Source organism: Polaromonas sp. YR568, from assembly GCF_900116715.1.
GTDB lineage: Bacteria > Pseudomonadota > Gammaproteobacteria > Burkholderiales > Burkholderiaceae_C > Polaromonas.
The window spans coordinates 239,835-265,607 of sequence record NZ_FPBM01000007.1 but is presented as its reverse complement, the minus strand read 5'-3'; the positions used below and the strand labels follow the sequence as shown (position 1 = coordinate 265,607).

Genomic DNA, 25,773 nt, shown 5'->3' with positions numbered 1-25,773 from the left:
GACTCCCGCATTGAGGCGCAAGGCAAGACCTCGGTGCGGGTCTGGGCTGTCAACAAGATCAGCGACGTCAAGACCAACTTCATGACGTTCAGCTATGTCGAAGACAACGCCAATGGGGATTTTTACCCTTCGAGGATTGATTATTCGGGCAACACCGTTGCTTCGCAGGCCACTGCCAACTCCGTTCAGTTCGTCACCGAAGCGCGACCTGATGTGACCAAAGGGTATCTTGGAGGCAGCCTGATTGCTTCCCAAAAGCGGCTGCTCAACGTCCGCACTTTTGTTGGGGCAAATTTGATTGCCAGCTACCGCGCAAACTATGAAACCAGTCAAACGACTTCACGCTCCAGGGTGACGTCATTTGACGTTTGTGATGGAAATAACAATTGCTTCCCGGCCAAGAATTTCGGTTGGGGCAGCGTAACGCCGGGAATCAACCAAGCGAACAATGCAACTCTGATCGTGCTCGGGGACTGGAAAAGCCAATTCGATATCTACCCCGGCGACTACAACGGGGACGGCATCACAGATCTTTATATGGTCGGGTTCGATGTCAGTGTGTTTTGTGCAGGTCCCGGCATTGCGTCGGCCAACAACTGCGTTATTACCGTCAACGGAGACTGGAGGAGCCGGTACAACATCTACCCTGGTGACTACAACGGGGATGGCGTCACAGACCTTTATTTGATTGGGCCTGATGTCAGCGTGTTTTGCCCTGGCCCTGGAATTGCATCGGTCAATAACTGTGCTGTCACGATACCCGGGGACTTGAAGAGCCAGTTCTGGGCTTACCCCGGTGACTACAACGGAGATGGCATCACGGATCTTTATTTGATTGGGTTCGGCGCCAGCGTGTTTTGCGCGGGCCCGGGGATTGCGTCAGGCAACAACTGCGGTGTCACCGTGAACGGGGACTGGAGAAGCCAGTACAGTGTTTATCCAGGAGACTACAACGGCGACGGCGTGACCGATTTGTATCTCGTGGGCTACGAGGGCAGTTACTTTTGCCCAGGCCCCGGAATCGCGTCGGCCAACAACTGCGTGACAACGGTGAGTGGGGACTGGAGAAGCCCGTACCGCATTTACCCGGGAGACTACAACGGAGACGGCATCCTCGACCTCTACCTTATGGGGAGTGGTGCCAGTTACTTTTGCGCAGGCCCTGGAATCGCGTCGGCCAACAATTGCGTGGCCACGGTGACGGGAGACTGGAAAAGCCAGTTCGATGCCTACCCCGGCGACTACAACGGGGACGGTATCACTGATCTTTATTTGATTGGGTACGGTACCAGCGCGTTTTGTGCAGGCCCTGGAATTGCGTCGGCCAACAATTGCGTGACAACGGTCAATGGAGACTGGAGGACCTGGTACAGCATGTACCCAGGAGACTACAACGGCGATGGCGTGACCGATTTGTTTCTCATCGGGGCCGGGCGTAGTCACTTTGCCGCAGGTGCTGGCGGCAGGCCGGATTTGCTGAGCAGCGTGTCTGATGGGGCGATCGTCAGCATGACGATCAACAACAAGCCGCTGACCAGCGCATCTGTGCATGCCAAAGGCACAGGATCTGTCTATCCAAAGGTGGATTTGCAGTACCCGCAATACGTGGTCAGTTCAGTTGCCAGCAGCAACGGCATAGGCGGAACGGTCACCACGCAGTACAACTACGGCGGCTTGAAGGCGGAGCAGGGTACGGGCCGTGGCATGCTGGGCTTCAAATGGATGAAGTCAAAGAGCCTGGCGAACAACATCGAAAGCTACACCGAGTTCAACCAGAACTGGCCGTTGACGGGAAGTGTTGCCAAAAGCGAGACGCGGCTCGCCGGCTCCGGCAATGCGGGTGTCCTCAAGCGCACCACCAACACCTACGCCCAGGGCACGGGTTCAGCCGCAGGCACGACCTTCGTTTACCCCAGCCAGAGCGTTGAAGAAAGCTGGGACCTGGGAGGCGCCGCTTATCCGACGGTGACCAACAGCTACCAGTACGGCCAGAGCCCGCAGTACGGCGACCCGACGCAGATCGGCGTGATCAACAGCGCCGGTGCCGGCAAGACCACCGTCAACGAATACTGGCCGGCGAACACCGGCAACGGCAACTGGGTGCTGGGGCGGCTCAAGAAAGCCACCGTGACCAGCGTGGCGCCGTAATAATCAAAGCGTAAAAAGCAAATATTAAAAAAAGGGCAGGGAATGCAGGAACCATATCGCAAGGCCGTACTGAGAGTGATGCTGTGCTGGCTAGGCGCCGTAGCGGCCTTTCCTGCGGTGGCGCAGACCACGGTCGCGGGCGTCACGCCCGGGCAGTTCTCGGTCAATGAGTCAGGCGCAGCGACTTACCGCATTCCCATCCAGGTGCCACCCGGAGTCGCCGGCATGGAACCCAAGCTGGAGCTGACCTACAACAGCCAGGGCGGCAACGGCCTGCTGGGCATGGGCTGGAGTTTGAGCGGGCTCAGTACTATCAGCCGCTGCCCCCGCACCATGGCGCAAGACAGTTTCAGGGGCAGTGTCAACTTCGACATGAACGATCGCTATTGCATGGATGGCCAGCGCTTGATACTGGTCAGTGGTACCTATGGCGTTGCGGGCAGTGAATACCGCACCGAACTCGACAGCTTCAGCAAGATCGTCGCATCAGGAACCGCCGGCAACGGCGTTGCGTCTTTCACGGTGCAGACCAAGGCCGGGTTGACGATGGAATATGGCAACACGGCCGACTCGCGCATCGAAGCGCAAGGCAAAGCCACGGTGCGGGTCTGGGCCATCAACAAGATCAGCGACGTCAAGACCAATTTCATGACGTTCGGCTACTACGAGAGTGCTGACAGCAGCATGTACGCCCCGCTCAACATCGGCTATGGCGGCAATACAGCCGCGGGCCTGCCTAACAGCCAGTCCGTCACCTTCGTGCATGACACGGCAAGAACCGACAAAACCAAGGTTTATCAGGGGGGCAGCCTCATCCAGATGGACAGGCGCATCAGCGGCATCCAGTTGTACATCGGCAGCACCCTCACCAAAACCTATTCCCTGGCTTACAGCCCAAGCCCGGCGACCAGCCGTTCGAGGATGGTGACCGTTGCGGAATGTGCGCCGGGCGGCACTTGCCTGCCTCAAAGCGCTTTTGCATACAAGGCCGTTACCAACACCTCGCTTCAGACGCTAACCAAATGGCATTCACGTTTTGGCGATGTAGATAACTTCAATTTGCCGCAGTACTACAACAACCTGATGTTGGTGGATGTCAATAATGATGGCCTCGCCGATGTGTGCTCCCGCAACTACGATGGCGTGTATTGCGGGCTTAACCTGGGAAGCGGCGCTGGTTTCGGCGCCTTGACCCGTTGGTCGACCAGCTTCGGCGATACCGGTGGTTTTGACCAGCCGGAGTACTACAGCACCATTCGTTATCCCGACGTGAACGGAGACGGTTTTCCCGATATTTGCGCAAGAATGATCGACGGCATTTATTGCGGCATCAATAACGGCACCACCTTTTCTTCTTTGACGCGCTGGACTATCGGCTATAGCGACGCCTGGGGCTGGCTCCCCGCCAAGTTCTACAGCACCATCCAGTACCTGGATCTCAATGGCGATGGCCTCCCGGATATTTGCGGCCGGGCTGGGGACGGCCTGTATTGCACTCTGAACCTTGGCAACGGAACCGGTTTTGGCACGGTGACCCGTTGGTCCCCACAGTACGGAGACGACAACGGCTGGGGCCTCGATCAGTACTACAGCACCATTCAGTACATGGATTTGAATGGCGACGGCTTGCCGGATGTTTGCGGCCGTGGCGGAGACGGCTTGTTCTGCGCTCTCAACCTGGGCACCGGTGCCGGATTTGGGACTGCCACCTTGTGGTCGTTGATCCCCAGCGATGCCAACGGCTTCAATGTGCCGCAGTACTACAGCACTATCCAGTTCCCGGATTTGAATGGCGATGGGCTGGCGGACATGTGTGTCCGCAGCGGAGATGGCATTGGCTGCTCCATCAACACAGGTAACGGCACTGGTTTCGGCGCCATGTCGGCGTGGTCGACCAGTCTTTCGGATGCAGGGGGCTTTAATCTTCCTCAGTACTATTCCACCATTCGTTATGTCGACATCAACGGCGACGGCCTGCCAGATGTCTGCGCCCGGATGTTCGACGGTTTTTATTGCGGACTTAATACCGGCAACAACGGTTTTGGTGGGCTGACTGCATGGTCGACCAGCTACGGCAACAACAACGGCTGGGGTTATCCAGAGTACTACAGCACCATGCGGTATGCGGATATCAATGGTGACGGCGTGACGGATGTTTGCGGGCGCGCCATTGATGGTTTTTACTGCACCACCTCGTTGCCCAACACCAATGATCGGCTTGAAACTGTCACAAAAAATGGCCAGGTAACTACCATTGCCCTGAGCTCCCTGATTGGAAACTCAACCGTTTATACGAAAGACATCGCTCCTAACGTGGCGGTGTACCCGAAGCTGGACCTGCAATATGCACAGTACGTGGTGAGTTCGGTAGCCAGCAGTAACGGAGTCGGCGGCACGGTGACCACGCAATACAACTACGGCGGCCTGAAGGCCGAGCTGGGCACAGGCAGGGGCATGCTGGGCTTTAGGTGGATGAAATCCAAGAACCTGGCCAACAACATCGAGAGCTACACCGAGTTCAACCAGAACTGGCCGTTGACGGGAAGCGTGGCAAAGAGCGAGACGAGACTGGCCGGCTCGGGCAATACCGGTGTGCTTAAACGCACGACCAACACCTACGCCCAGGGCACAGGCTCGGCCACAGGCACCACCTTTGTGTACCCCAGCCAAAGCGTTGAAGAAAGCTGGGATCTGGGCGGAAGCGCCTATCCGACAGTCACCAACAGCTACCAATATGGCCAGAGCCCGCAGTACGGCGACCCGACGCAGATCAGCGTGACCAACAGCGCCAGCGCAGGCAAGACGACAGTCAACGAATACTGGCCGGCCAACACCGGCAGCGGCAGCTGGGTGCTCGGGCGGCTCAAGAAGGCCACCGTGACCAGCGTTGCGCCGTAAAGCCTAAAGCAAGTTCAAGTATCGAAGTCGCAAGCATCAAATCAGCAAGCATTTAAGTTTAAGAGTAGAGGGTAGGGAACACCATGAAACAGCACAGCACCTCGCACGCAGCCATCCAGCGCGTAGCCGCTATCACCCTGCTGACCCTGGCGGGTCTTTGGGGCAACCCAGCCATGGCTGATACCAAAGTGCGCGCCAGCAGCTTTGAGTACGACGCCAGCGGGTTGCTGACCAAAGAGGTGGTTGAGCCAGACAGCCCGAATGATTGTCTTCAGACCAGCTATGCCTACGATACCTACGGCAACAAGACCAGCGTCACGACGTCTGCCTGCGCAGGGGCAACGGGTTACGCCATCTCCAGCGCCGGCACGCCACGCACTGCCACCAGCAGCTACGGCGCCGACGGCCGCTTCCCCTTAAGCACCAGCAACGTTCTGGGGCAAAGCGAGACCAAGGTCTACGACGCTCGCTTTGGCGCTCCTTCCAGCCTGACCGGCCCCAACAGCCTTGCCACCCAGTGGGAGTACGACGGCTTTGGTCGCAAAGCCAAAGAGACCCGCTCCGACGGCACCTACACCACCTGGGCCTACAAGCTATGCACCGACGTCGGCATCAGCTGCCCTGGCCCTATCGGTGGGGCGGTGATTAACTGGGTCGCCATCGAGCAAAGCTATGCGGCCAATGCTGCAGTTAGTGCACCCGAGAAGCGTTCTTACTACGACACCCTGAACCGCGTGGTACGCAGCCAGACGGCCGGCTTTGACGGCGCGGGTGCCGCCCCCGCCCTGGTGCAAGACACTGAATACGATGCGCTCGGTCGCGTCTCCCGCAAGTCCAACGTCTACAAGCTGGTGGGCGGCGCTGCCTACTGGAGCAGCTACACCTACGACGTGCTCGGGCGTGCCACCCGCGAAGAGTCGCCCGACCCGGATGCAGTCGGCGGCGTTGCCGTCACCACCATCAGCTACAGCGGCCTGACCACAGTCACCACCAACAGCAAGGGCCAGACCAAGACCACGACCAAGAACGCGCAAGGCCAGGTAGCCCAAGTGCTCGACGCCCAAGGCAACTCCCTCGTCTACACCTACGACGCGCTCGGCCAGCTGTTGCAAACCAACGCCGCAGGTTCCATCACGACGATGGCGTACAACCAGCGCGGCCAGAAGACCAGCATGGCCGACCCCGCCATGGGCGCCTGGGAGTACCGCTACAACGTCTTTGGCGAGCTTGTCTGGCAGCGCGACAGCTTGGGCCAGACCGTCACCATGGCCTATGACACCCTGGGCCGCATGACCCAGCGCACCGAGCCCGACCTGGTGAGCCAGTGGAGCTACGACAAGAAGTTTGACGGCAATGCTTGCGGCAAAGGCGTGGGCAAACTCTGTGAAGCCAAGTCTGACAACGGCTACAACCGACTTCATACCTACGATAGTTTGGGCCGGCCCAGTGCAACCGCCACCGTCCTGGACAACCCATCAACCCCGGCCGTGGTCAGCGTCGCTTATGACGCTGTCACAGGCCGCATGACCAGCAAGACCTGGCCCACCGGTTACCAGGCCAGCTATGTTTACAGCGCCACTGGCTACTTGAAGCAGGTCAACGGTGGAGGCACAGGCGGCTTTACCCAGACCGTGAGCTATGAAGTGCTGGCCATGGATGCCCAGGGCCGCATCACCCAGTACAAACAGGGCAATCAGGTCACCACCGTCAAGGCTTACAACGAGGCGACCGGCAAGCTGACCGGCCAGACCGCCACCAAAGACGGGCAGGCCACCGGCAATGTGCTCAGTCAGAGCTACACCTATGATTCGCTGGGCAACCTCACTACCCGGGCCGACAACTCGCCCGGCGTGGGCACCCAGGAGAGCTTTAGCTATGACAGCCTGAACCGGCTGACGCTGAACACCTTGCTGGGCGGTGCCGTGAGCCCACCAACAACGACTGAGGTGATGTATGACGCCCGGGGCAACATCACCTACAAGAGCGATGTGGGCCGCTACTGGTATGACGCGGCGCGCCCCAACCGCATGACCAACATCACGCTGGAGACGGCTCCAGGTGCGCAGATCGCACTCAGCGGCACGCGCCAGCTGGCCTACGCCTTTGACGACTACAAGCCCGGTGCGCAGACTGTCAATGGAACAGCGCTGGGCAACGGCAACCTGGAGTACACCGTCAGCCTGGACGCGGTCAACAGCCGTCATACATACCGAGGCGAGACTTACACCAGCTTCAACATGCCGGCCACGATCACCTTCGGCAACATGTCGGGCAGCACGGCCGGGCCGGTGGACCGGAACCTAGCCTTCGTCTACGGCCCCGAGCACCAGCGTATCAAGCAGACTGTGGTGGGCGGACCGAACCCGGGTACGACCTGGTACCTCAATGGCGAAGACTCATTGGGTTTGAGCTATGAGAAAGAGATCAAGGGCACGGGCATCACCGAGAACAAACATTACGTGAGTGCCGGTGGGGTGGTGTTTGCGCTGTTCGTCCAAAGGACAGGCACGCTGGGATCAACCCCGGTGACGACCACCAGCTACTTCCACAACGACCACCTGAGCAGCATCGTGGCGATCAGCGATGAAACCGGAGCCGTCGTTGAGCGCATGGCATTTGATGCCTGGGGCAAGCGGCGCTTTGTGAACGGCACGCCCGATGTGCTGGACTCCATCGTCGGCTGGAACACCGATCGTGGCTACACCATGCATGAGCACCTCGACGAGATGGGGGTGATTCACATGAATGGGCGCATCTATGACCCGCTCGTGGGCAGATTCATGAGTGCGGATCCGTTCATCAACGATCCGGCGTTTGCGCAGACCTACAACCGTTATGCCTATGTGCTGAATAACCCGTTGGCATTTATTGATCCGAGCGGTTATTGGAGCTTCAAGAGCATATTTAAGGCGGTGGTGATTGCGGTGGTGGCTTACTACACCGCTGGAGCTGTTTCCGGTGCAATGATGAGTTCTGCAACCGCGGCAGGCACAAGTAGCGCGTTCGTCACTATGAGCGGGGGGACCATATTCAGCACCGTAGGTTCTATGACCGCGCTGGGTGGTGCGGTGGCAGGAGCTGCGGGAGGGTTTGTGGCCGGGGCTCTTGCCACCGGCACTATGAATGGTGCGATGCAAGGTGCGTTTACCGGTGCTTTGTTTGGTGCGGCAGGCACGGTGGGTGGGTCTGGCGTAGAAGGCGCCAATTCATTTGAGCGCTATGTGGCCCACGCAGGAGCAGGGTGTGTTAGCTCAGCCGCAGGAGGTGGCAATTGCGGCTCCGGTGCTGCTAGTGCGCTGCTTGGAAAATACGCGACAAACGCTACCGAAAGATGGGGAGTAGGTGTTGCGCAAGGAGCCGTTGCGACAATCGCCGGTGGTGTAGGTTCGGCAATTGCAGGCGGTAAGTTTCAGAATGGGGCCGCCACTGCCGCCTTTGGATATCTGTTTAATGCGATGTCAGCGGCGGCGCGTGCAAACTTCATCGGTGCCGGGGCACTTGCAGGAGGGACGTTAGGTGCGGCGGGGGCCGGTGCTTGTACCGCAGGTACAGGTGGTTTTTGTGCTCTAGGCGCACCAACAATAATTACAGGTGGCGCAGCACTGGGTGCTCTCACTGGTAACGCCTTGGCGAATGGCATTGACTCTCTAGAAAATTTAATTCATGGCAATAGCGACATCAGCCCGACTCCTACTACGGTTTATCAATTGATCTCGAACTTCGATGGTAGTGTCATGAAGTACGGGATTACTGGGGAGGCCGATCCTTGGAGTCGATATACGGCAGCTCAATATGCCGCGCTGAATGTAACCATGGTTCCAATAAAAACATACGAAAGCCGGGCCCCTGCACGGATGCTGGAAGTTATGCTGTGCACTAGCTACGTAGTAATTCACAAAGATTTACCCCCGCTCAGTAAACGTTGCTGATGATTGGAGCATCAGCTCTTAACGATGAAGGACGTCAAATGGAGATAAGTCAAAGGGGTCGCGAACTGATTGATCGTGCTGAGCGGGCCGGTGCGCCCATTAACAAAGTGGCGCTCAGCCGGAAATTCAATTTCACTATTTCAGGAATTGTGACTGTTGGGATAGATATAGCGATATTTGTTCAACTGGCTGAGCTAATTAGCTCATACGCCGAGCGCGACAACTTTTCTTGTGAACTCAAGAATATTGTCCTGTTTCCAATTATTAGTGATCCAGAAATTTATTCGAGAGAAGACTTCACAACTTACAAGCGGAAGGACTCAAGTTTTTTTGTCGGAAGGAATATAGACGTTGAGATTTGGAGGCGGGTCAGGAAACCACGACGTCTCGCGCTCGCAACCGAAATGCTCATATCGTCAGTTAACGTAATAAGTGCTAAGCATCTGTCACTCGAGAATAAAGAACGATTAATGACAATAGTCGAAAGGGCATCTAAAGAGTTAGGGCAACCCAAATAAGAAAAGCTCGTCAACTGAATTGGCCTTGTAAATTCCGCTTATCTGAATCAATGGCCCCAGGCGAGTGGCTCTGTCTCAAAGTGCGCCGCTGCTTCGCGATTTTTTGTCTTGATTCCTAATGAGGTGCCCAACCTCGCAAAGATTCTGATTTCAGCCTCGACCTATAACAAGGTTGCGAGGCTGTAATTCAATTTAGAGAGAGATGCAGACAGCGGAGCGAAGAACTCGCCGGGTCGGTCTTGTCCGCATCTGACTGGTATGCGCTTTGGCAAAAGAAAAAGCAGGACTTTCACCGAACAAGAACTCAATCCCACGGCCGAGGAATAGCCATGGTGCCCGGGGCCGGAATCGAACCGGCACGCCTTGCGGCGGGGGATTTTGAGTCCCCTGCGATTTCTATATTCCATGCGGGTTTTTGTAGTGTTTGTTCCGCAAAGGGAAGGCATTTTGGGCAGGAATTCCAGCGGGATAAAGTTTTTTGCAGAACGCTTTTTGGCTCAAGCGTCAACTTGGATGCCCATCAAACTGCTGATTTGAAGATAAAAAATAAACTGGCAGCGGGCCAGCTCGGCGTACTGAAGCGATCGTAGTCACGCGACGCGCGAAACGCACCCACTCATGGTTTTTACAGATAGGTATCCAATGGTCACTGGGCGATGCCCGGTGTGAGTTTGCCTGCAAGTCCCCTCGGGCATATGCCGCGTCCAATTAAATTGCCCCGAAGCATGAGGCCGGTTCCGAACAAGCCTCAATCTCACGATACGGAGCCTATGACTTCGCGAAAAGCATAAATCGGTTTCACTTGTGAGATATAGGGTTTTCCCTCCTATATCGCCAATGAATAGGGCGGCCCTTTATATCTATTTGACCTGATATCCACCCCCTCGATACAGTAGCTAAGCGCTACAGGCTGTGATGCCACGAATGTCGCGGAACGCAGCGTGAAGCACCTCCCTCCCCAAGTTTGGCCGGGACCCTTACTACTTCTATAAAGCGGTGAAATGATGAGACAAATTAAGGCATTTTCTTTTGCTCTTGCATTAATTGGCGCGGGTGCTTCTACGGCGCAACAGCCCACGCTTTATGTGGGTGGTCCCGGCGGTAGTGCGCAAAAGCTGTTCCAGGAAAGAATCATCCCTGCTTTTGAGGCGACCCACAAAGTCAAGGTCACCTATGTTCCTGGGATATCCAGCGAGCTGGTCGCCAAGTTGCAAGCCCAACGTGGCAAGCAAGAGATGAATGTGGTCATCGTCGACGACGGTCCGATGTACCAGGCCATCCAGTATGGCTACTGCCTGCCTCTCACAAACGCTCCCGTCTATTCCGACGTTTACGAGACGGCCCGCTTTGGTGGTAACGCAATCGGTGTAGGTTTGGTCGCCACTGGTATCGCTTACAACAAAGACGCTTTTGCCAAAAAAGGCTGGAAGGCACCGGTGTCATGGCAAGACTTGACTGATTCAAAGTACAGCCAGCGGTTCACGACATCGTCACTATCTGGCACCTACGGCGTTCATACCCTGGTTATGTTTGCACGCGCTAACGGCGGAAGTGAAAAGAATATCGAAGCCGGTTTTGACGTCATTGGAAAGAAACTGGCCCCCAACGTGCTGAGCTGGTCTTCGTCGCCGGCCAAGCTCGCCGAGATGTTCCAGAATCGTGATGTGGACGTTGCGATCTGGGGTAGCAGCCGTGTTTATGCGCTGAAAAAGACCGGTTTCCCAATCGAGTTCGTTTATCCGAAGGAGGGCGCTGCAGCCCTGGTGCTCGCGGCCTGCCCGGTCGTGCAAAACAGCGCTCCTGAGCAATCTCAGGCTTTTGTGCAACACCTAGTTTCGCCACAAGTGCAGCAATGGCTGGCTGAAGAGGGCTTTGGCCCCACAAATAGCAAAACCAAGCTCGAAGGAGAGATTGCCAAAAACGTGCCGTACGGACCGGACTTCATTAAGAAGCTTGTCAAGGTCGACTGGGATGTGGTGAATCAGAAGCGTGCTGAATGGACCAATCGGTGGAACCGCACCATCGAACGTTGATCCCTCGGTACCCGCTTTAATTTTCTCTTTCTGGAGGGGGATTCAGTCCCCACATGCCCCATGAGCTTTTTATCACTCCGAGCTTTGTCCAAGACGTACGGCGGTGAATCGCACGTCGTACGCGATTTGAATCTGGACGTTGAGCGCGGCGAATTTATTTCCTTACTCGGCCCATCAGGGTGCGGTAAGACGACGACTTTGCAGATGGTCGCCGGGTTTGTGGTTCCGACTGCGGGCCGCGTCCATCTGAATGGCCAAGATATCACCGATGTTCGCCCTGAAAAGCGGGACATGGGCCTGGTGTTCCAGAGCTATGCGCTGTTTCCCCATATGACCGTCGCCGAGAACATCGGTTTCGGCCTGGAAATGCGAAAACTTCCCCGTCAGCAGGCCGCCAGCCGTGTTGAAGAATCTCTTGAAATGGTCAGACTGGGCGGCTTGGGCAGGCGGTATCCGCGGGAACTGTCAGGTGGTCAACGTCAGCGTGTCGCAATCGCCCGTGCCCTGGCCATACGTCCTCAGGTACTCCTGCTGGACGAGCCCATGTCCAATCTGGACGCCAAACTGCGCGGGGAGATGCATGTTGAGCTGCGTGGCCTTCAGCGGCAGCTTGGCATCACGACCATTCTCGTGACGCACGATCAAGTCGAAGCCATGACGATGAGCGACCGTATCGCCGTGATGAGCGAGGGCAAGATCGCGCAGCTCGGAACCCCGTTCGAGGTCTATGACCGGCCGGCCTCGGGTTTTGCGTCGAGCTTCTTGGGTCAGACCAACGTTATTCCGGGCCGGGTTACCGAAATGCGAGAGCAATGCGCGATCGTCCAGGCGGGGCCCTGCACCATGCGCATTCCGCACTTGGGGAGCAAGATAAGCGGAGAAGTTGGCGTCTACATACGGCCCGAACGCTTGCGGCTGGCTGCGGCCGGGCAAGGCAATCTGCCTGGCAAGGTGACGACGCGACTTTTCTTGGGCGACCACTGGCTTTATGAAATCGAAAGCGTGCTGGGTAAGCTACGCCTGACATCGACGAATCTGGGTGACCACCTTCCCGAAGAAGGGGAGAACATCGGGTTGGTCTGGCGAGATGATGATTTGCGTGCTATTCCCAGTGAGGGTAGCCATGGCTGATGTCTTGGCACCTCGTTCCAGTACGCCTTGGGTACTGTCATCGCCTGCGCTCCTCCTATTTATTGGCATCTTGCTGGTGCCTTTGGGGCTGACTGCTTTACTGTCATTCAATGTTTTCGACGGCATGCGCGGTATTCAGCCAAGCTACACCTTGCATAACTACGTTGAAATACTCACCGACAGCTATTACCACCAGATATTCATCCGGACCGGGCTTATGGCACTAGGTGTCACTGCCTTGTGTGTGTTGTTGGGCGTACCGGAGACCCTGATTCTGGCTCGCATGCAGGCGCCCTGGCGCGGTTTGTTCCTTGTGGTCATTCTCGGTCCACTTCTGATATCTGTCGTTGTGCGCACGTTGGGGTGGTCGATTCTGCTCGGCAGCCAAGGCATGGTCAATACTGCATTGCAGCGCCTAGGCGTTGTCGACGAACCCATACGCTTCTTGTTTTCCATGCTGGGCGTCGTGATCGCCCTGACTCATGTGTTTGTGCCCTTTATGGTCATTGCCGTTTGGAGTGCGCTGCAGAAGCTGGATCCCCAAGTAGAGCACGCCGGTCGCTCATTAGGAGCAACTGCGTCTACCTCATTCCGGCGAGTCGTGTTTCCGCAATTGCTGCCCGGTGTGCTTTCGGGAAGCATCATTGTTTTTGCACTCGCTGCGTCGGCCTTTGCCACGCCATCGATTATTGGTGGCCGTCGTGTCAAAGTAGTCGCAACGGCGACCTATGACGAGTTCCTCAATTCGATGAACTGGCCGCTAGGGGCGGCTATCGCGGTACTGCTTCTTATAGCCAATGTCGTCATTATTGTGGGCTGCAACCGCATGCTTGAGCGCCGCTTCAAACAGGTATTTGCATCATGAAGGCCGAGATCGGAAAAAACGGCTGGCTGGCCCTGCTGTATCACGCCTTCTTTGTGACTTTCATCGTTGCACCACTCATCGTGGTGGCTTTGGTCTCGTTCACCGACAAAGACTATATTTCGTTGCCGTTTGATGGCGCATCATTTCGGTGGTTTGTGGCAATACTGAACACACCGGACATCATCGATGCATTCTGGTTGTCCATCTGGCTGGGACTTGGTTCTGCGACGATCGCGTCAGCGTTGGCGTTGCCTGGAGCCATTGCGATTGCCCGTCACCGCTTTCGCGGACGCGAGACTCTGACGGCATTCCTCATGTCGCCGTTAATGATCCCGCACATTGTGATGGGCGTGGCATTTCTGCGATTCTTCTCGCTGGCCGGCTGGAGCGGCTCATTCACCGCTCTGATGTTGACGCATGCGGTGATCGTGCTTCCCTATTCGCTGAGGCTGACCCTTGCGGCTTTGATCGGCATGGATCGCGACGCAGAGATGGCTGCGATGTCATTAGGCGCATCCCGGTTGACCACCTTCAGGCGTGTTCTGTTGCCGCTCATCATGCCCGGCGTAGCGGGCGGTTGGATGCTGGCTTTCATCCAGAGCTTTGACGAAGTCACCATGACGATCTTTGTCGCCACACCTGGAACAACCACGCTGCCAGTTGCCATTTACCACCGCATCTCGCAGATCACCGATCCGCTCGTCGCGTCAATCTCGACCGTGCTGATTGTCGGCACCCTGATTCTGATGGTCTTGCTGGACCGGGTGGTTGGACTAGACCGTGTGCTGATCGGCAAGAAGTAACCCTTTCTCTTTAACAGAAATATTTAACAGGCCAAGCCTGTGAAGGACGGCGCTCGTCCCGACGAGCGCCAAACCCCCACATCGCAGGCAAGGAGAACATCATGCAAACACAAGAATTGGTAGTGATTGGCGGCGGCCTGGTTGGCGCCGCCATCGCCTACGGAGCGGCCCGAGCCGGCGCCCCGGTTACCCTGCTTGACCAAGGCGACGTTGCTCACCGAGCTTCACGAGGAAACTTCGGTCTGGTGTGGGTGCAGAGCAAGGGCGACAAGGTGCCGCGCTATGCGCGCTGGAGCCGAGACGCGCTGACATGCTGGCCCGCACTGGCCAAAGAGCTGCTCGAGCTTACCGGTGTCGATGTAGCTCTGCATCAGCCTGGGGGATTCTGGATTGGCTTTAGCGAAGCCGAGATGGAGGCGCGCCAGGTCATGCTGGAGCGAATCAATAGCTCGGTAGGTGGCATTCCTTATGAAATGCTTGACCATGCTGCACTCAAAGCGCGTCTGCCGGCCATAGGCCCGGCGGTCGCGGGAGGAAGCTACTGCCCGCTGGATGGTCACGCCAATCCGCTCATGCTCTTGCATGCCCTTCATGCTGGCCTGAAGGCACGCGGTGCACGAGTGGTCTCCAGTGTTGATGTCACCCAGATTACCCACCAGCAGAGCGGTGCCGGTTTTGAGATCAAGAGCAAGGATGGGAAAAGCTGGCGAGCCCCACGCGTTGTACTCGCCGCTGGTTTGGGCAACAACGAACTCGCCCCTCAAGTCGGCTTGCACGCTCCAGTTCTTCCCAATAGAGGGCAAGTGCTGATTACCGAAAGACTCAAGCCCTTTTTGCCGTATCCCACCAACAAGGCGCGCCAGACCAATGAAGGCAGTGTCCAGCTGGGGTATTCAGTCGAAGACGTCGGATTGGACGATGGCACCACAGTTTCCGCCGTTGAATGGATCGCCAAACGTGCAGTGACCACCTTTCCCGTTCTTTCCAGCGTGCGGCTGGTCCGTGCCTGGGGTGCCTTGCGAGTGCTGACGCCAGATGGTTTGCCGATTTATCAGGAATCGGCGTCTTGTCCGGGCGCATTCGTGGCGACTAGCCATAGCGGTGTATCCCTGGCGGCCGCCCATGCGCAAGTGATCGGACCTTGGGTGGCTGGGTTGGGCGCTGCGCCTGATGCCTTCGAAGTATTTGCGGGGGAACGATTTCTGGACCCCAACCGGAGCTTTTCAAATGCACACTAAAACTTCTTCTCCTTGTCCTGCGCTATTTACGTCGAAAGGGGACTCTCCTTCGGATCAAGTCACGCTGCAGTTCGATGACCGCCCGATTACCGCTCCGGCTGGTGTCAGCATTGCCGCAGCTTTGCTGTTAAACGGGGTAGGGCCGTTCCGGGCTACTCCGGTCACATCTGCACCGCGTGCAGCCTATTGCATGATGGGCGTGTGTTTCGACTGCTTAGTGGAAGTAGACGGCACGCCTAGCCGCCAAGCCTGTTTGATCCCTGTACGGGAGGGAATGGTTGTGAGGCGTCAACAAGGTGCGTCTGCCCTGGAGATTTCCTCGGGAGGAGAAAACCATGGACGCTAATGTCGTCGACCTAGCCATTGTGGGCGCGGGCCCGGCCGGATTGGCCGCGGCATGTGAAGCAAGTAGATGGGGGCTGAGCGTGGCCCTGCTGGATGAGCAAGCCGCGACAGGCGGACAGATCTACCGAGCTGTAGATGCCGCGAGCAAAAAGAGAAAGTCGGTGCTTGGCGAAGACTACGCTGCCGGCGCTGAGCTGACCCGCGCTTTCGCCAAAAGCGGGGCTCAGCATATCTCCGGAGCCGCAGTATGGAATGTGGGCCGTGACCTGAAGGTGAACTATGTTCGCCAAGGCGCTAACCAATCCCTGCAAGCGCGCCAGATCATCCTGGCGAGCGGCGCCATGGAACGCCCATTTCCCATACCCGGCTGGACCCTGCCCGGAGTTATGGGTGCTGGTGCGGCGCAGATTCTGTACAAAAGTGCTGGTGCGCTACCAAGCGAGCCTGTCGTTCTGGCAGGGTGCGGCCCCTTGCTTTATCTCTTGGCTAGCCAGTACCTTCAGGCTGGCGTCAAGCTGAAGGCGGTAGTTCACACCACCCAGACCAGCGATTACCTGCGGGCTGCTGCGCATATTGGAGGAGCACTACGCGGATGGCGCGATTTGCGCAAGGGTATGCGCATGCTCAGCCATCTACGTCAGCATGGAGTCCAGGTCTATGCGGGTGCACAGGCCCTTTCGATTGAGGGCACTGATCATGCTGAAGCGATCAGCTTCACTCATAAAGGTCGAGCCCGCCGTATCGAATCACCGCTCATCCTGTTGCACCAAGGGGTCGTTCCGAATACTCAGTTGAGTTGGTCGCTTAGGGCTAAGCATCGTTGGAACGAAGCCCAGTTGTGCTGGGAACCGGAAACAGACGAGTTCGGTCAGATTGAGGAGAGCGGCATTTATCTCGCGGGCGACAGCCGCGGAATTGTGGGTGCCAAAGCTTCCGCTTCGCAGGGGAAGTTAGCTGCTCTAGCGGTTGCTGCAAAGCTCGGCCATCTGGAAGGGGGCGACCGTGATGATCGCGAAAGTGCCGTGCGAGAAGAGTTGCGAAAGCAACTCCACATCAGGCCCTTTTTGGATGCACTCTATCGCCCGCCGGAGACCCAGCGCATCCCTCAGGATGACTCAGTCATCGTCTGCCGCTGCGAAGAAGTGACGGCAGGCCAGATCAGAAAGTATGTCGAACTCGGCTGCCAGGGCCCCAATCAGACCAAGGCGTTTGGACGATGTGGGATGGGGCCTTGCCAGGGGCGGCTGTGCGGCTTGACTGTTACGGAGCTTATTGCTGATAGCCGTGGCTTGTCTCCACAGGAAGTGGGGTACTACCGCATCCGGCCTCCGGTTAAGCCGGTGACGATAGGTGAGCTGGCCGGTACCTAACCGTTCGAAGGGTCGCTCTACACAGAGGCACCAACTTAAAGGCAAGTAGACCAACGCAGTGGCTTGCGTGGGATTTTTAACTCAAACAAAGGAAATTCAGATGAGCGACATCAAACGCATTGCTACCGATCAGCGCCGCAGCCGCACCGTGGTTTACAACGGAATGGTTTTTGTAGGCGGCATGACAGCGGACGACCGCAGCCAGGATATTCGCGGTCAAACGCGCCAGACTCTTGCAAAGATCGAGAAGTTTCTTGCCGAGGCTGGCACAGATAAAAGCCGCCTCCTCACCGCACAGATCTGGATCAAGGACCTCAAGAGCGATTTTGCGGGCATGAACGAGATCTGGGACGCATGGACAGCGCCCGGTGCTGCTTCCACGCGTGCCACTGCCCAATGTGAGCTGGGTGCGCCAGACGTACTGGTAGAGATCATCGTAACGGCCGCAGTGGGAAAAGGTTCTGTATAAATGAAGATCGCAGATATCCGTTGGTATGTGGTGCCCACGCCATTCAAGGACTTCACGATGGTCGTTGTCGAAACAGACGACGGCATCACCGGAGTCGGCGAGGCCACTCTCGATTACCGATCCGGCCAAGTGTGCGCTGGCATTGACGCTGCTGCCCAATACCTTAAAGGCCGCAGTGCCATCGGTGTCGAGCGAATTTGGGCAGACCTTCACGACCGGATCTTCTGGCGCGGTGGACCAGCCGACCTGGCAGCCCTCAGCGCTATCGACCAGGCTCTGTGGGACATTGCCGGAAAATCAGCCGGTTTGCCAGTTCACCAGCTGTTAGGAGGACCCTACCGGACGCGAGTGCGTGCCTATTTGAATCAATGGTGGCGAGACATCGCGAAGGGCGCGGACCTGGTTGACCTTGCTCGGATCGCTGTCTCGGAAGGTGCAACGGCATTGAAGTGGTATCCGTTCCGCTTTCTTCCCCAGCATGAGCAGAACTGGGCCGTGAGGCCTGTTGAAGTTCAACGAGCGGTCGACGAGGTTGCTGCTGTTCGGGCTGCAGTGGGCCCTAACATCGATTTGATGGTTGATCTATGGCGACGACTGGACCGAGCCGCCGCCGCGCAGTTTTGCTCGCAGGTGGCTCCATATAACCTGCTATTTATCGAAGAACCGGTGATGGCCGAGAACCTTGAGGTTCTCTCTGGTCTGGCGCGACAGTCTCCCGTGCGTCTTGCGACGGGTGAGCGGCTCGCTGGAAGGCAGGAGTTTCGCGCGGTCATTGAGCGCCAGGCGGTGGGGATTGTGCAGCCCTCCGTCATTCGTGTTGGAGGCATCACCGAGATGCGAAAAATTGCCGTGATGGCTGAGATGTATGGAATAGGTGTTGCACCGCATAACCCGGTAGGACCCATCGCCACAGCTGCGAGCGTGCAAGTGTGCGCGGCCATTCCCAATGCAGTGATGCTGGAGACCTATGCCAATGGCGTGCCTGCGGTGAGGGACGAGTTCATGTCGGTGAACCTGCTGTTGAACGGCGATGGCTTCGATGTCGGCACTCGGCCGGGGTTGGGTGTTGAGGTGGATGAAAAAGCCCTGAAACGCTTGGCAACTGCCAGCGGCTCCGCTCGGCCTTGAAATCCATGGGAAAGCCGTGTGGTGTAGCGACCCGCGGTTTTCCCGGCTCCACTTGTTATTCATCCAATTAGGCGATTAAATTGCCTGGTGTACCGATACAAGGAGCCTACTCAATGATGAACCTCTCGCAGGTTGAAGCTTTTCGCGCGGTAGTGCTCTCCGGCTCCACCACGGCAGCTGCGCGCGTTCTTCACACTTCGCAACCCAATGTCAGCCGGTTGATATCTCAGCTCGAAAAAGCGATTGGCCTTCTCCTTTTCGAAAGATCCCCAGGCAAGTTGACTCTGACAGAGGAGGGGCACACCTTTTTCACCGAAGTTCAGCGAAGCTTTCTCGGGCTGGAGAGGTTGGACGAAACTGCGGACAAGATCCGTCGATTCGGTACCGGCGAACTGAGGATTGCTGCGGTGTCAACAATTGCATTCGGGCTTCTGCCGAGGGCGATTAAGCGGTTCGCCCAAGATCATCCCGAAGTAGGGATCTCTATTCACATGGGCCACTCGTCTGTCATCTCGCAGTGGGTGGACTCGCATTTTTGCGATTTGGGCATTGTTTCGCAGCTGTCGCGTCAGGATATTTCAACTGAGCGGGACGTTTTATACAGGATAGATGGCGTTTGCCTGATGCCTGAGAACCATCGACTGGCGCAGAAGAAGCGTCTTACTCCGATAGATCTTGAGGGCGAGACTTTCATCTCGTCAGCTAAACCGGACGAGCTGCGTAAAACCGTCGACCGCATTTTCGATGAGGCGGGAGTGAAGCGAATAATTAATATCGAAACGTCCTACAGCTCCATCATCTGGTCGCTGGTGGGACTTGGCATGGGGGTCAGCATCGTCAATCCGCTTGCTGTACAGGATTACCGGTCAGCACCCGTTGTTACTCGGCCTTTCGATCCCGCACTGCCGTATGAAGGCATTCTGATCATTCCCAAGGGGCGACCAGCTAATCGCCTGGTAGCGAAATTTTCGGAGGTATTGCGTATGGTTGCTCGAGAAGAATGCGAAGCACTGCGTGGTAAATGACTCTCTAGGTCTTCAGGTGCGGAGTGTTGTCTTTCGCTTTCGTCCTATATCGTCTTCGAATAGACCTGTCCCGAATTTCTATTTGACCTGATATCGACCCGCTCACTACAGTATCCAGGCACCACATTCGTGGTGTCGCTGGCGTCGTAAGGCCCCGCGTGAAGCTTCTCCCTTGTCAGTCTGGCAGGGGTCCTTTTTATGTGGCGGGGAATTATGAAACGACTACAGACATCCTGGTTTGTTTTGGCACTATGTGCTGCAGGCCACGTAACAGCGCAACAGTCCACTCTTTATGTGGCAGGCCCTGGTGGCAGCGCTCAAAAACTGTTTCAGGAAAGAATCATTCCTGCGTTTGAAGCAACTCGCAAGGTCAAGGTCACCTATATTCCGGGGAACTCAACCGATGTGCTCGCCAAGTTGCAGGCTCAGCGCGGCAGGCAAGAGATGAATGTTGTCATCGTCGACGATGGCCCCATGTACCAAGCCATTCAGTATGGCTACTGCGAAACTTTGACCAAGGCGCCGGTCTATTCCGATGTTTACGAGGCAGCCCGTTTCGGAGGAAAGGCCATCGGTGTGGGGCTGGTTGCCACCGGCATTGCATACAACAAAGCCGCCTTTGAGAAAAAAGGCTGGACCGCTCCGCAGTCATGGAACGACCTGACAGACCCGAAATATAAGCAACGATTCACGACGTCCTCCTTGTCTGGCACCTATGGGGTTCACACCCTGCTTATGTTTGCCCGGGTGAACGGTGGAAGTGAAAAAAATATCGAACCCGGTTTTGATGCCATTGGCAAGAAGCTCGTCCCCAATGTGTTGAGCTGGTCTTCGTCACCCGCGGCACTTGCAGAAATGTTTCATAACCGCGATGTGGATGTAGCAGTATGGGGCAGCAGTCGCGCCTACGCCCTGAAAAAGACCGGCTTCCCGCTTGAGTTTGTGTATCCGAAGGAGGGCGCTGTTGCCTTAGTCACAGCTGCGTGCCCTGTAGTTCAAAACAATGCGATGGAGCAGTCTCAGGCCTTCGTGCAGCACTTGGTTTCTCCACAAGTTCAGCAGTGGCTTGCCACAGAAGGCTGGGGGCCTACCAACAGTAAAACGAAGCTCGAAGGAGAGCTCGCTCAGAACGTTCCCTACGGGCCAGATTTCATTAAAAAACTGGTACGAGTCGACTGGGATGTCGTGAACCAGAAACGTTCCGAATGGACCAATCGCTGGAACCGCACCATTGAGCGTTGACTTTTCTTCTTCGGTTCTTCCTTCTTCGGAAGGAAAAGCTGTGCCGCATCCCCAAAATTTCCCGATCACTTCGATGAAACACATCTTTAAGCTGGCAATGCCGGTCGTTCTGAGCTGCGCCGCGATTTTCGCTATTCCATCGGTATACGCCGGGCCAATAGTTGTTGGGCAGGTAGCACCGCTTTCTGGACCTGAGGCTAGTCAGGGGCGTGCCTACGCTGCTGGAATGCAGTTGTTCTTTAGTGAGACCAATAAGTCTGGCGGCGTGAATGGAAACACCTTAGAGTTAGTGAGCAAGGATGACGGAGGCCGACCAGAGGAGACAGTTGCTGGCACTCGGCAACTGCTCGCGGAGAGTCAGCCGATGGTGTTGGCTGGATATTTTGGCAATCGCAACATCTCTGAACTTGTAAGTGCTGGTTTGCTTGCGAAGGAAAAGCTCTCCTTGGTGGGCTACCGCGTTGCCGAGATCGGCGTCGAGCCCCCTCAGCTCTACAACGTAAGAGCAAATTTCCGTACTGAGCTCAGCAAGATCACCGATCACCTGGCGGCAATAGGAGTGACGCGCTTAGGACTTCTCTATGAGGAGGGCCCTGGCGCAAATGCGCTAATAGCCGCAACCGAAGAAATTGCCAAGAAGGGCAATGCCGCAATTGTTTCGAAAGCGTCCTATGAAGCAGGCACCACGCGTGTAGCCGACGCGATTGATACCTTCGTCAAGTCCAAGCCTCAGGCGATCATTCTGGTGTGCAGTGGTGCAGCTGGTGCGCGCTTTATTGAGCGGTATCGCGCAGACGGCGGCTCTGCACAAATCTTCGTGCATTCGGGCGCCGATATGGAGCGTGTGACGAAGCGGATTGCGGAAAATCGCCTGGCGTTCGTCTCGAGCGTTATGCAGGGAGTGGCTATTGCGCAGGTGGTTCCAAGTCCGTATCACTCGTCCAAACTGGCGAAAGAGCTCAATGAGGCCGTGGCCAAAGACGGTAAGTTGGACGTCCCGGTGAGCTACGTCATGATGGAAGGCTACATCGCGGCAAAGGTTATTGTTGAAGCCGTGCGACGCCAGGGAAAACGCCCGACCCGGGAAGGCATGGCTACCGCGCTGGAGAGCATCGACAGTCTTAACCTGGGTGGATATACGGTCGGCTTCAAGCCTGGGGTGCGAAGCGGATCGAAGTTCGTGGAACTTACGATCATTAGTGACACCGGCAAGATCCGCCAATGAGTCCGGGGAGATTGGCGGAATCCCATCGAGTCGTAACGCTGCTGAGTTTTCGATTTTTAGCCAGAAAATGGCCGGTTCGAACTGTCTCCGTTGATTCGCTATGACGCGTGATCTGGCGCGTCTAATCGCGGCCCTTGTCCTCTTCCACGGTTGCATGACCGGCACTCGGCTAGCGGCATCCTTGATTGCACTGCGCGATGGCTATAGCGCTGCGGCTGTCGGCGTCCTGCTCGCATTGTTTGCGTTGGCCCAGATTTTTCTGGCCTTGCCGGCGGGCCGTTTCGCGGACCGGCACGGATTCAAGCGACCCATCCGGCATTGTGTTTTGGTCGGTGCTGTGGGTGCGGGCTCGGCCGTGTTCTTGCCTGTGTTCGCTGTGTTGTGTTTTTCGGCACTGACGACAGGCGCGGCTGCCGTTGTCGTCGTGATCGCGATCCAACGGCACGCGGGCCGCGCTATCAGTGGGCCGGTGCAGCTTAAACAGGTATTTGGCTGGCTATCTATTGGAACGGCGATATCGGGGTTTATCGGCCCTCTTGCTGCAGGACTGCTGATTGACCATGCCGGTGCTACGGCTGGGAGCACTACCGGTTATCGAGCGGCCTTTTTGTTGATGGCGATTTTCCCGCTGGCCTGCTGGATTTTGGTGCGCAACATGACCGAGTTGCCGCTTGCTGGCGTGCCGAAGGCGGGCAAAGCGCTTAGCGCCATTGACTTGCTGCGGGATCCGGGCTTCCGTAATCTGATGCTGGTGAACTGGTTCCTGCAGTCTTGTTGGGATGTACACACCTTCATGGTGCCGGTGCTCGGTTTTGAGCGCGGCATAAGCGCATCGGTGATAGGAGTCATTTTGGGGGCATTCGCCATAGCTGCCGCTGCAATCCGCGTTGCATTGCCCATCATTGCCGCGCGGGTGCAGGAATGGGCTGTACTTGTTGTGGCGATGATCTTGTCGGCTTTGGTCTTTGCCGTGTATCCACTAATGCATTCGGCAGTTGGTATGGGCATTTGTTCGGTGCTTTTAGGTCTGTCGCTTGGCATGGTCCAACCTATGGTGATGAGCATGTTGCACCAAATCACCCCAGAAGCACGCCACGGTGAAGCGATTGGTCTCCGCATGATGGCTATCAGTGTGTCAAGCGTCGCGATGCCCATGCTTTTTGGTGCGGCAGGCACGATCATTGGCATCACCGGCCTATTCTGGGTGGCCAGCGCCATTGTGGGCGTAGGTTCCAGAATTGCTTGGACTCTTAAGGCAACCGCGGAAAAGGTAGGCATTCACGACTAGCCAACGCAGATACGGTTCGGTACTAAGACAAGTCGGAGCACCGAATTTCTTCCCGAAACTCTTCCGCGAACGCGTTAGCTAGCGATAAGCGAGTCCCGGCTTCCGGAAAGATGATCGCGAAATTCGAAGAAAAAGCCTCTTTGATCGGTCGAACCACGACTTGAGGCCCAGCGAACGGCTTGGCCGTGTGGTTGCCCACTAGCGTGATGCCTGCACCGGCTCCCACCAGCGCGCACGCGATGGAGGAGCTCGGTGTCTCCAGGATCACGTTAGGCTCTACCCCAAGGTTTGAGAGCATGTCGTCGATCTGATGCCGTATGAAGCTCTGGCGGGCCAGCATGATCATTCGCTCCCCATCCAGGTCCTTCAGGGAAATGATGGGCTTTTCCGCCAAGGGATGGGTGGCGGGGATGACGGCCATAAATGGCATAGGTTCCAAGGGCTCGATCGAAATGGCGGATCGGAATAGGGGGAGCTCGACAATTCCGACGTCAAATTGCCTGGTTGACACCCGTTCAGCTATTTGCCGCGATGGCAGACTTTCCACGAAAACCGACACCTTAGGTCGTGTGGATAGAAAGCGGGCAATGCCTCTAGGGACCAGCCATTGCGCCAATGCCGGCAGCGTTCCTATCCGCAAGGCGCCTGCACGTTGGAACCGGATGTCCTGTGCAATCTCGGCGATACGGTCAAGGCTGCCGTACAGCGGCTCAATTTCTCGGTAAAGCGCCTCTCCTTCGGGCGTCGGCACCAAGCGGCGCCCATGCCTGTCAAAAAGTTTGTAGCCGATACGCAGCTCCAGAAGCCCGATCGAGCGACTGACCCCAGGCTGGGTGATATTCATCAGGCGAGCCGCTCCCACCACGGTCCCCGCAATCATCACTGAGCGGAAAGCTTCGACTTGCCCCATATTGAGTGAAGATTTCATATATACCATTTAATCATAAGCTGGGCTTGTAATTTGATTATTCCTGACAAAAACTCGTCACTACAATTTGTCTAGCCCTAGGTTGAATGCATTTAAACGTTGCCTACGGTTGAGTTTCCACCACAACTTTCCTTTTGCAGGAGCCCTTGATGAGCAAATACCTTATTGTCATGAGTGCAGTAGTCTTGGCGTCCAGTTTGAGTGCCAGAGCCGCTGACACGATCTATGTTGGCGGGTACGGTGGCTCGTATGAGCAACTGTTCAAGGAAAAGCTCATTCCGTCCTTTGAGGCGAAAACCGGTGCCAAAGTCGTTTATGTGCCGGGCAACTCGACCGATATCCTCGCGAAACTTCAGGCGCAAAAAGGTCGGCAGGAAATATCGCTCGCGGTCATGGACGATGGCCCGATGTACCAGGCGGTCGGCCAAGGTCTTTGCGCCAAAGTAGAGAACACCGGGTCTATCAAGGAGCTGTATCCGAACGCCCGCATGCTAGGGGATAGTTCGGTCGGTCTCGGCTATATCGCCAGCGGCCTTGCCTACAACAAGGATGTTTTCGCTAAGAATGGTTGGAAGGCCCCCACGTCTTGGCAAGATTTGACAGACCCCAAGTACAAGCAAAAGGTTGTGATTCCTCCGATCACCAACGGCTATGGCCTGTTGACGCTAGTGATGATGTCAAAACTCAATGGCGGCAGCGAGGCAACCATGGATCCGGGCTTTGACGTCATGATCAAAAAAGTCGCTCCTAATGTGCTGGCCTGGGAGCCTTCACCCGGAAAAATGGCGCAGATGCTTCAAACCGGTGAGGCTGCGCTTGTGGTTTGGGGAAATGGGCGAGTGCAAGCGGTGGTCGATCAGGGTGCGCCGGTCGAATTCGTCTACCCGAAAGAGGGGGCAGTCGTGATCATGTCGTCGGCTTGCGTTGTTGAAGGTGCACCACAAGCCAAGCTGGGACAGCAATTTCTACAGCATCTTGCGTCAGCAGAGTCACAGGCACTGCTGGCTACGTCCCAAGGATTCGGCCCTACTAACAAGAACACAAAGCTGCCACCGGATGTAATGAAGCGAGTGGTGTTTGGACCAGAAAAGGTCAACGCATTGATTGCACCTAACTACTTGGTTATCAACGCCAAGCGTGCCGAGTGGACCAATCGCTGGAACCGTGCTGTCGAGCGATAAGCCCTGCCG

At 56.5% G+C, this 25,773-nt stretch carries 20 protein-coding genes; 19 read left to right on the top strand and 1 reads right to left on the bottom strand.

All coding sequences use genetic code 11. The features are described 5' to 3' along the window. The 18 genes from BM408_RS16330 to BM408_RS16250 form a co-directional block, all read left to right on the top strand. Nucleotides 1-2,148 (top strand): FG-GAP-like repeat-containing protein (locus tag BM408_RS16330; protein WP_092130942.1); only part of this gene is annotated, 2,148 nt, incomplete at its 5' end. Between the two features lie 42 nt (nucleotides 2,149-2,190). After that, entirely contained in the window at nucleotides 2,191-5,046 is a 2,856-nt protein-coding gene (locus BM408_RS16325) for an FG-GAP-like repeat-containing protein (RefSeq protein ID WP_092130940.1), read from the top strand. Between the two features lie 83 nt (nucleotides 5,047-5,129). Beyond that, nucleotides 5,130-8,975, top strand: a complete 3,846-nt coding sequence (locus BM408_RS16320) for an RHS repeat domain-containing protein (protein WP_254774848.1) — start codon at nucleotides 5,130-5,132, stop codon at nucleotides 8,973-8,975. Continuing rightward, the gene (locus tag BM408_RS22790; RefSeq protein ID WP_139237363.1) at nucleotides 8,975-9,493 is read left to right on the top strand and encodes a hypothetical protein; all 519 of its coding nucleotides are present in this window, start codon (nucleotides 8,975-8,977) and stop codon (nucleotides 9,491-9,493) included. Before BM408_RS16320 ends, BM408_RS22790 begins: the two co-directional genes overlap by 1 nt. A gap of 239 nt (nucleotides 9,494-9,732) precedes the next feature. Beyond that, nucleotides 9,733-10,083, top strand: coding sequence for a hypothetical protein (locus BM408_RS22985; protein ID WP_175541817.1), 351 nt, complete (start codon nucleotides 9,733-9,735; stop codon nucleotides 10,081-10,083). A 414-nt stretch (nucleotides 10,084-10,497) separates the two neighbouring features. After that, entirely contained in the window at nucleotides 10,498-11,526 is a 1,029-nt protein-coding gene (locus BM408_RS16310; protein ID WP_092131000.1) for an ABC transporter substrate-binding protein, read from the top strand. A gap of 60 nt (nucleotides 11,527-11,586) precedes the next feature. Beyond that, nucleotides 11,587-12,657, top strand: a complete 1,071-nt coding sequence (locus BM408_RS16305) for an ABC transporter ATP-binding protein (protein WP_092130938.1) — start codon at nucleotides 11,587-11,589, stop codon at nucleotides 12,655-12,657. Beyond that, nucleotides 12,650-13,522 carry an ABC transporter permease gene (locus BM408_RS16300; protein WP_092130936.1) on the top strand — a complete coding sequence of 291 codons (873 nt, stop codon included), beginning with the start codon at nucleotides 12,650-12,652 and terminating at the stop codon, nucleotides 13,520-13,522. Before BM408_RS16305 ends, BM408_RS16300 begins: the two co-directional genes overlap by 8 nt. 8 nt (nucleotides 13,523-13,530) lie before the next feature. Further along, nucleotides 13,531-14,325, top strand: a complete 795-nt coding sequence (locus BM408_RS16295) for an ABC transporter permease (protein ID WP_092130998.1) — start codon at nucleotides 13,531-13,533, stop codon at nucleotides 14,323-14,325. 101 nt (nucleotides 14,326-14,426) lie between these two features. Next, nucleotides 14,427-15,563, top strand: a complete 1,137-nt coding sequence (locus BM408_RS16290; protein ID WP_092130934.1) for an NAD(P)/FAD-dependent oxidoreductase — start codon at nucleotides 14,427-14,429, stop codon at nucleotides 15,561-15,563. After that, nucleotides 15,553-15,909, top strand: a complete 357-nt coding sequence (locus tag BM408_RS16285; RefSeq protein ID WP_092130932.1) for a (2Fe-2S)-binding protein — start codon at nucleotides 15,553-15,555, stop codon at nucleotides 15,907-15,909. Before BM408_RS16290 ends, BM408_RS16285 begins: the two co-directional genes overlap by 11 nt. Further along, nucleotides 15,899-17,278, top strand: coding sequence for an FAD/NAD(P)-dependent oxidoreductase (locus BM408_RS16280; protein ID WP_092130930.1), 1,380 nt, complete (start codon nucleotides 15,899-15,901; stop codon nucleotides 17,276-17,278). The genes BM408_RS16285 and BM408_RS16280 overlap by 11 nt, the downstream gene beginning before the upstream one ends. Nucleotides 17,279-17,378: 100 nt before the next feature. Continuing rightward, nucleotides 17,379-17,747, top strand: coding sequence for a RidA family protein (locus BM408_RS16275; RefSeq protein ID WP_092130928.1), 369 nt, complete (start codon nucleotides 17,379-17,381; stop codon nucleotides 17,745-17,747). Beyond that, the gene (locus BM408_RS16270) at nucleotides 17,748-18,875 is read left to right on the top strand and encodes a mandelate racemase/muconate lactonizing enzyme family protein (RefSeq protein ID WP_092130926.1); all 1,128 of its coding nucleotides are present in this window, start codon (nucleotides 17,748-17,750) and stop codon (nucleotides 18,873-18,875) included. Between the two features lie 113 nt (nucleotides 18,876-18,988). Further along, a complete protein-coding gene (locus BM408_RS16265; protein ID WP_092130924.1) occupies nucleotides 18,989-19,900 on the top strand; it encodes a LysR substrate-binding domain-containing protein in 912 nt (303 codons plus the stop codon). Between the two features lie 213 nt (nucleotides 19,901-20,113). Beyond that, the gene (locus BM408_RS16260; protein WP_092130996.1) at nucleotides 20,114-21,142 is read left to right on the top strand and encodes an ABC transporter substrate-binding protein; all 1,029 of its coding nucleotides are present in this window, start codon (nucleotides 20,114-20,116) and stop codon (nucleotides 21,140-21,142) included. A 73-nt stretch (nucleotides 21,143-21,215) separates the two neighbouring features. Then, a complete protein-coding gene (locus BM408_RS16255; RefSeq protein ID WP_092130995.1) occupies nucleotides 21,216-22,367 on the top strand; it encodes an ABC transporter substrate-binding protein in 1,152 nt (383 codons plus the stop codon). A 100-nt stretch (nucleotides 22,368-22,467) separates the two neighbouring features. Continuing rightward, nucleotides 22,468-23,655 (top strand): MFS transporter, encoded by a 1,188-nt coding sequence (locus tag BM408_RS16250; protein WP_092130922.1) that lies wholly within the window; start codon nucleotides 22,468-22,470, stop codon nucleotides 23,653-23,655. Between the two features lie 22 nt (nucleotides 23,656-23,677). Here the strand turns inward: BM408_RS16250 and BM408_RS16245 are convergent, their stop codons facing one another. Next, on the bottom strand, nucleotides 23,678-24,583 hold the full coding sequence (locus BM408_RS16245; RefSeq protein ID WP_092130993.1) for a LysR family transcriptional regulator: 906 nt from the start codon (nucleotides 24,581-24,583) through the stop codon (nucleotides 23,678-23,680). A gap of 149 nt (nucleotides 24,584-24,732) precedes the next feature. Here BM408_RS16245 and BM408_RS16240 point away from each other — a divergent pair, with 149 nt between their 5' ends. Further along, a complete protein-coding gene (locus BM408_RS16240; protein WP_175541816.1) occupies nucleotides 24,733-25,764 on the top strand; it encodes an ABC transporter substrate-binding protein in 1,032 nt (343 codons plus the stop codon). Nucleotides 25,765-25,773: the final 9 nt, after the last annotated feature.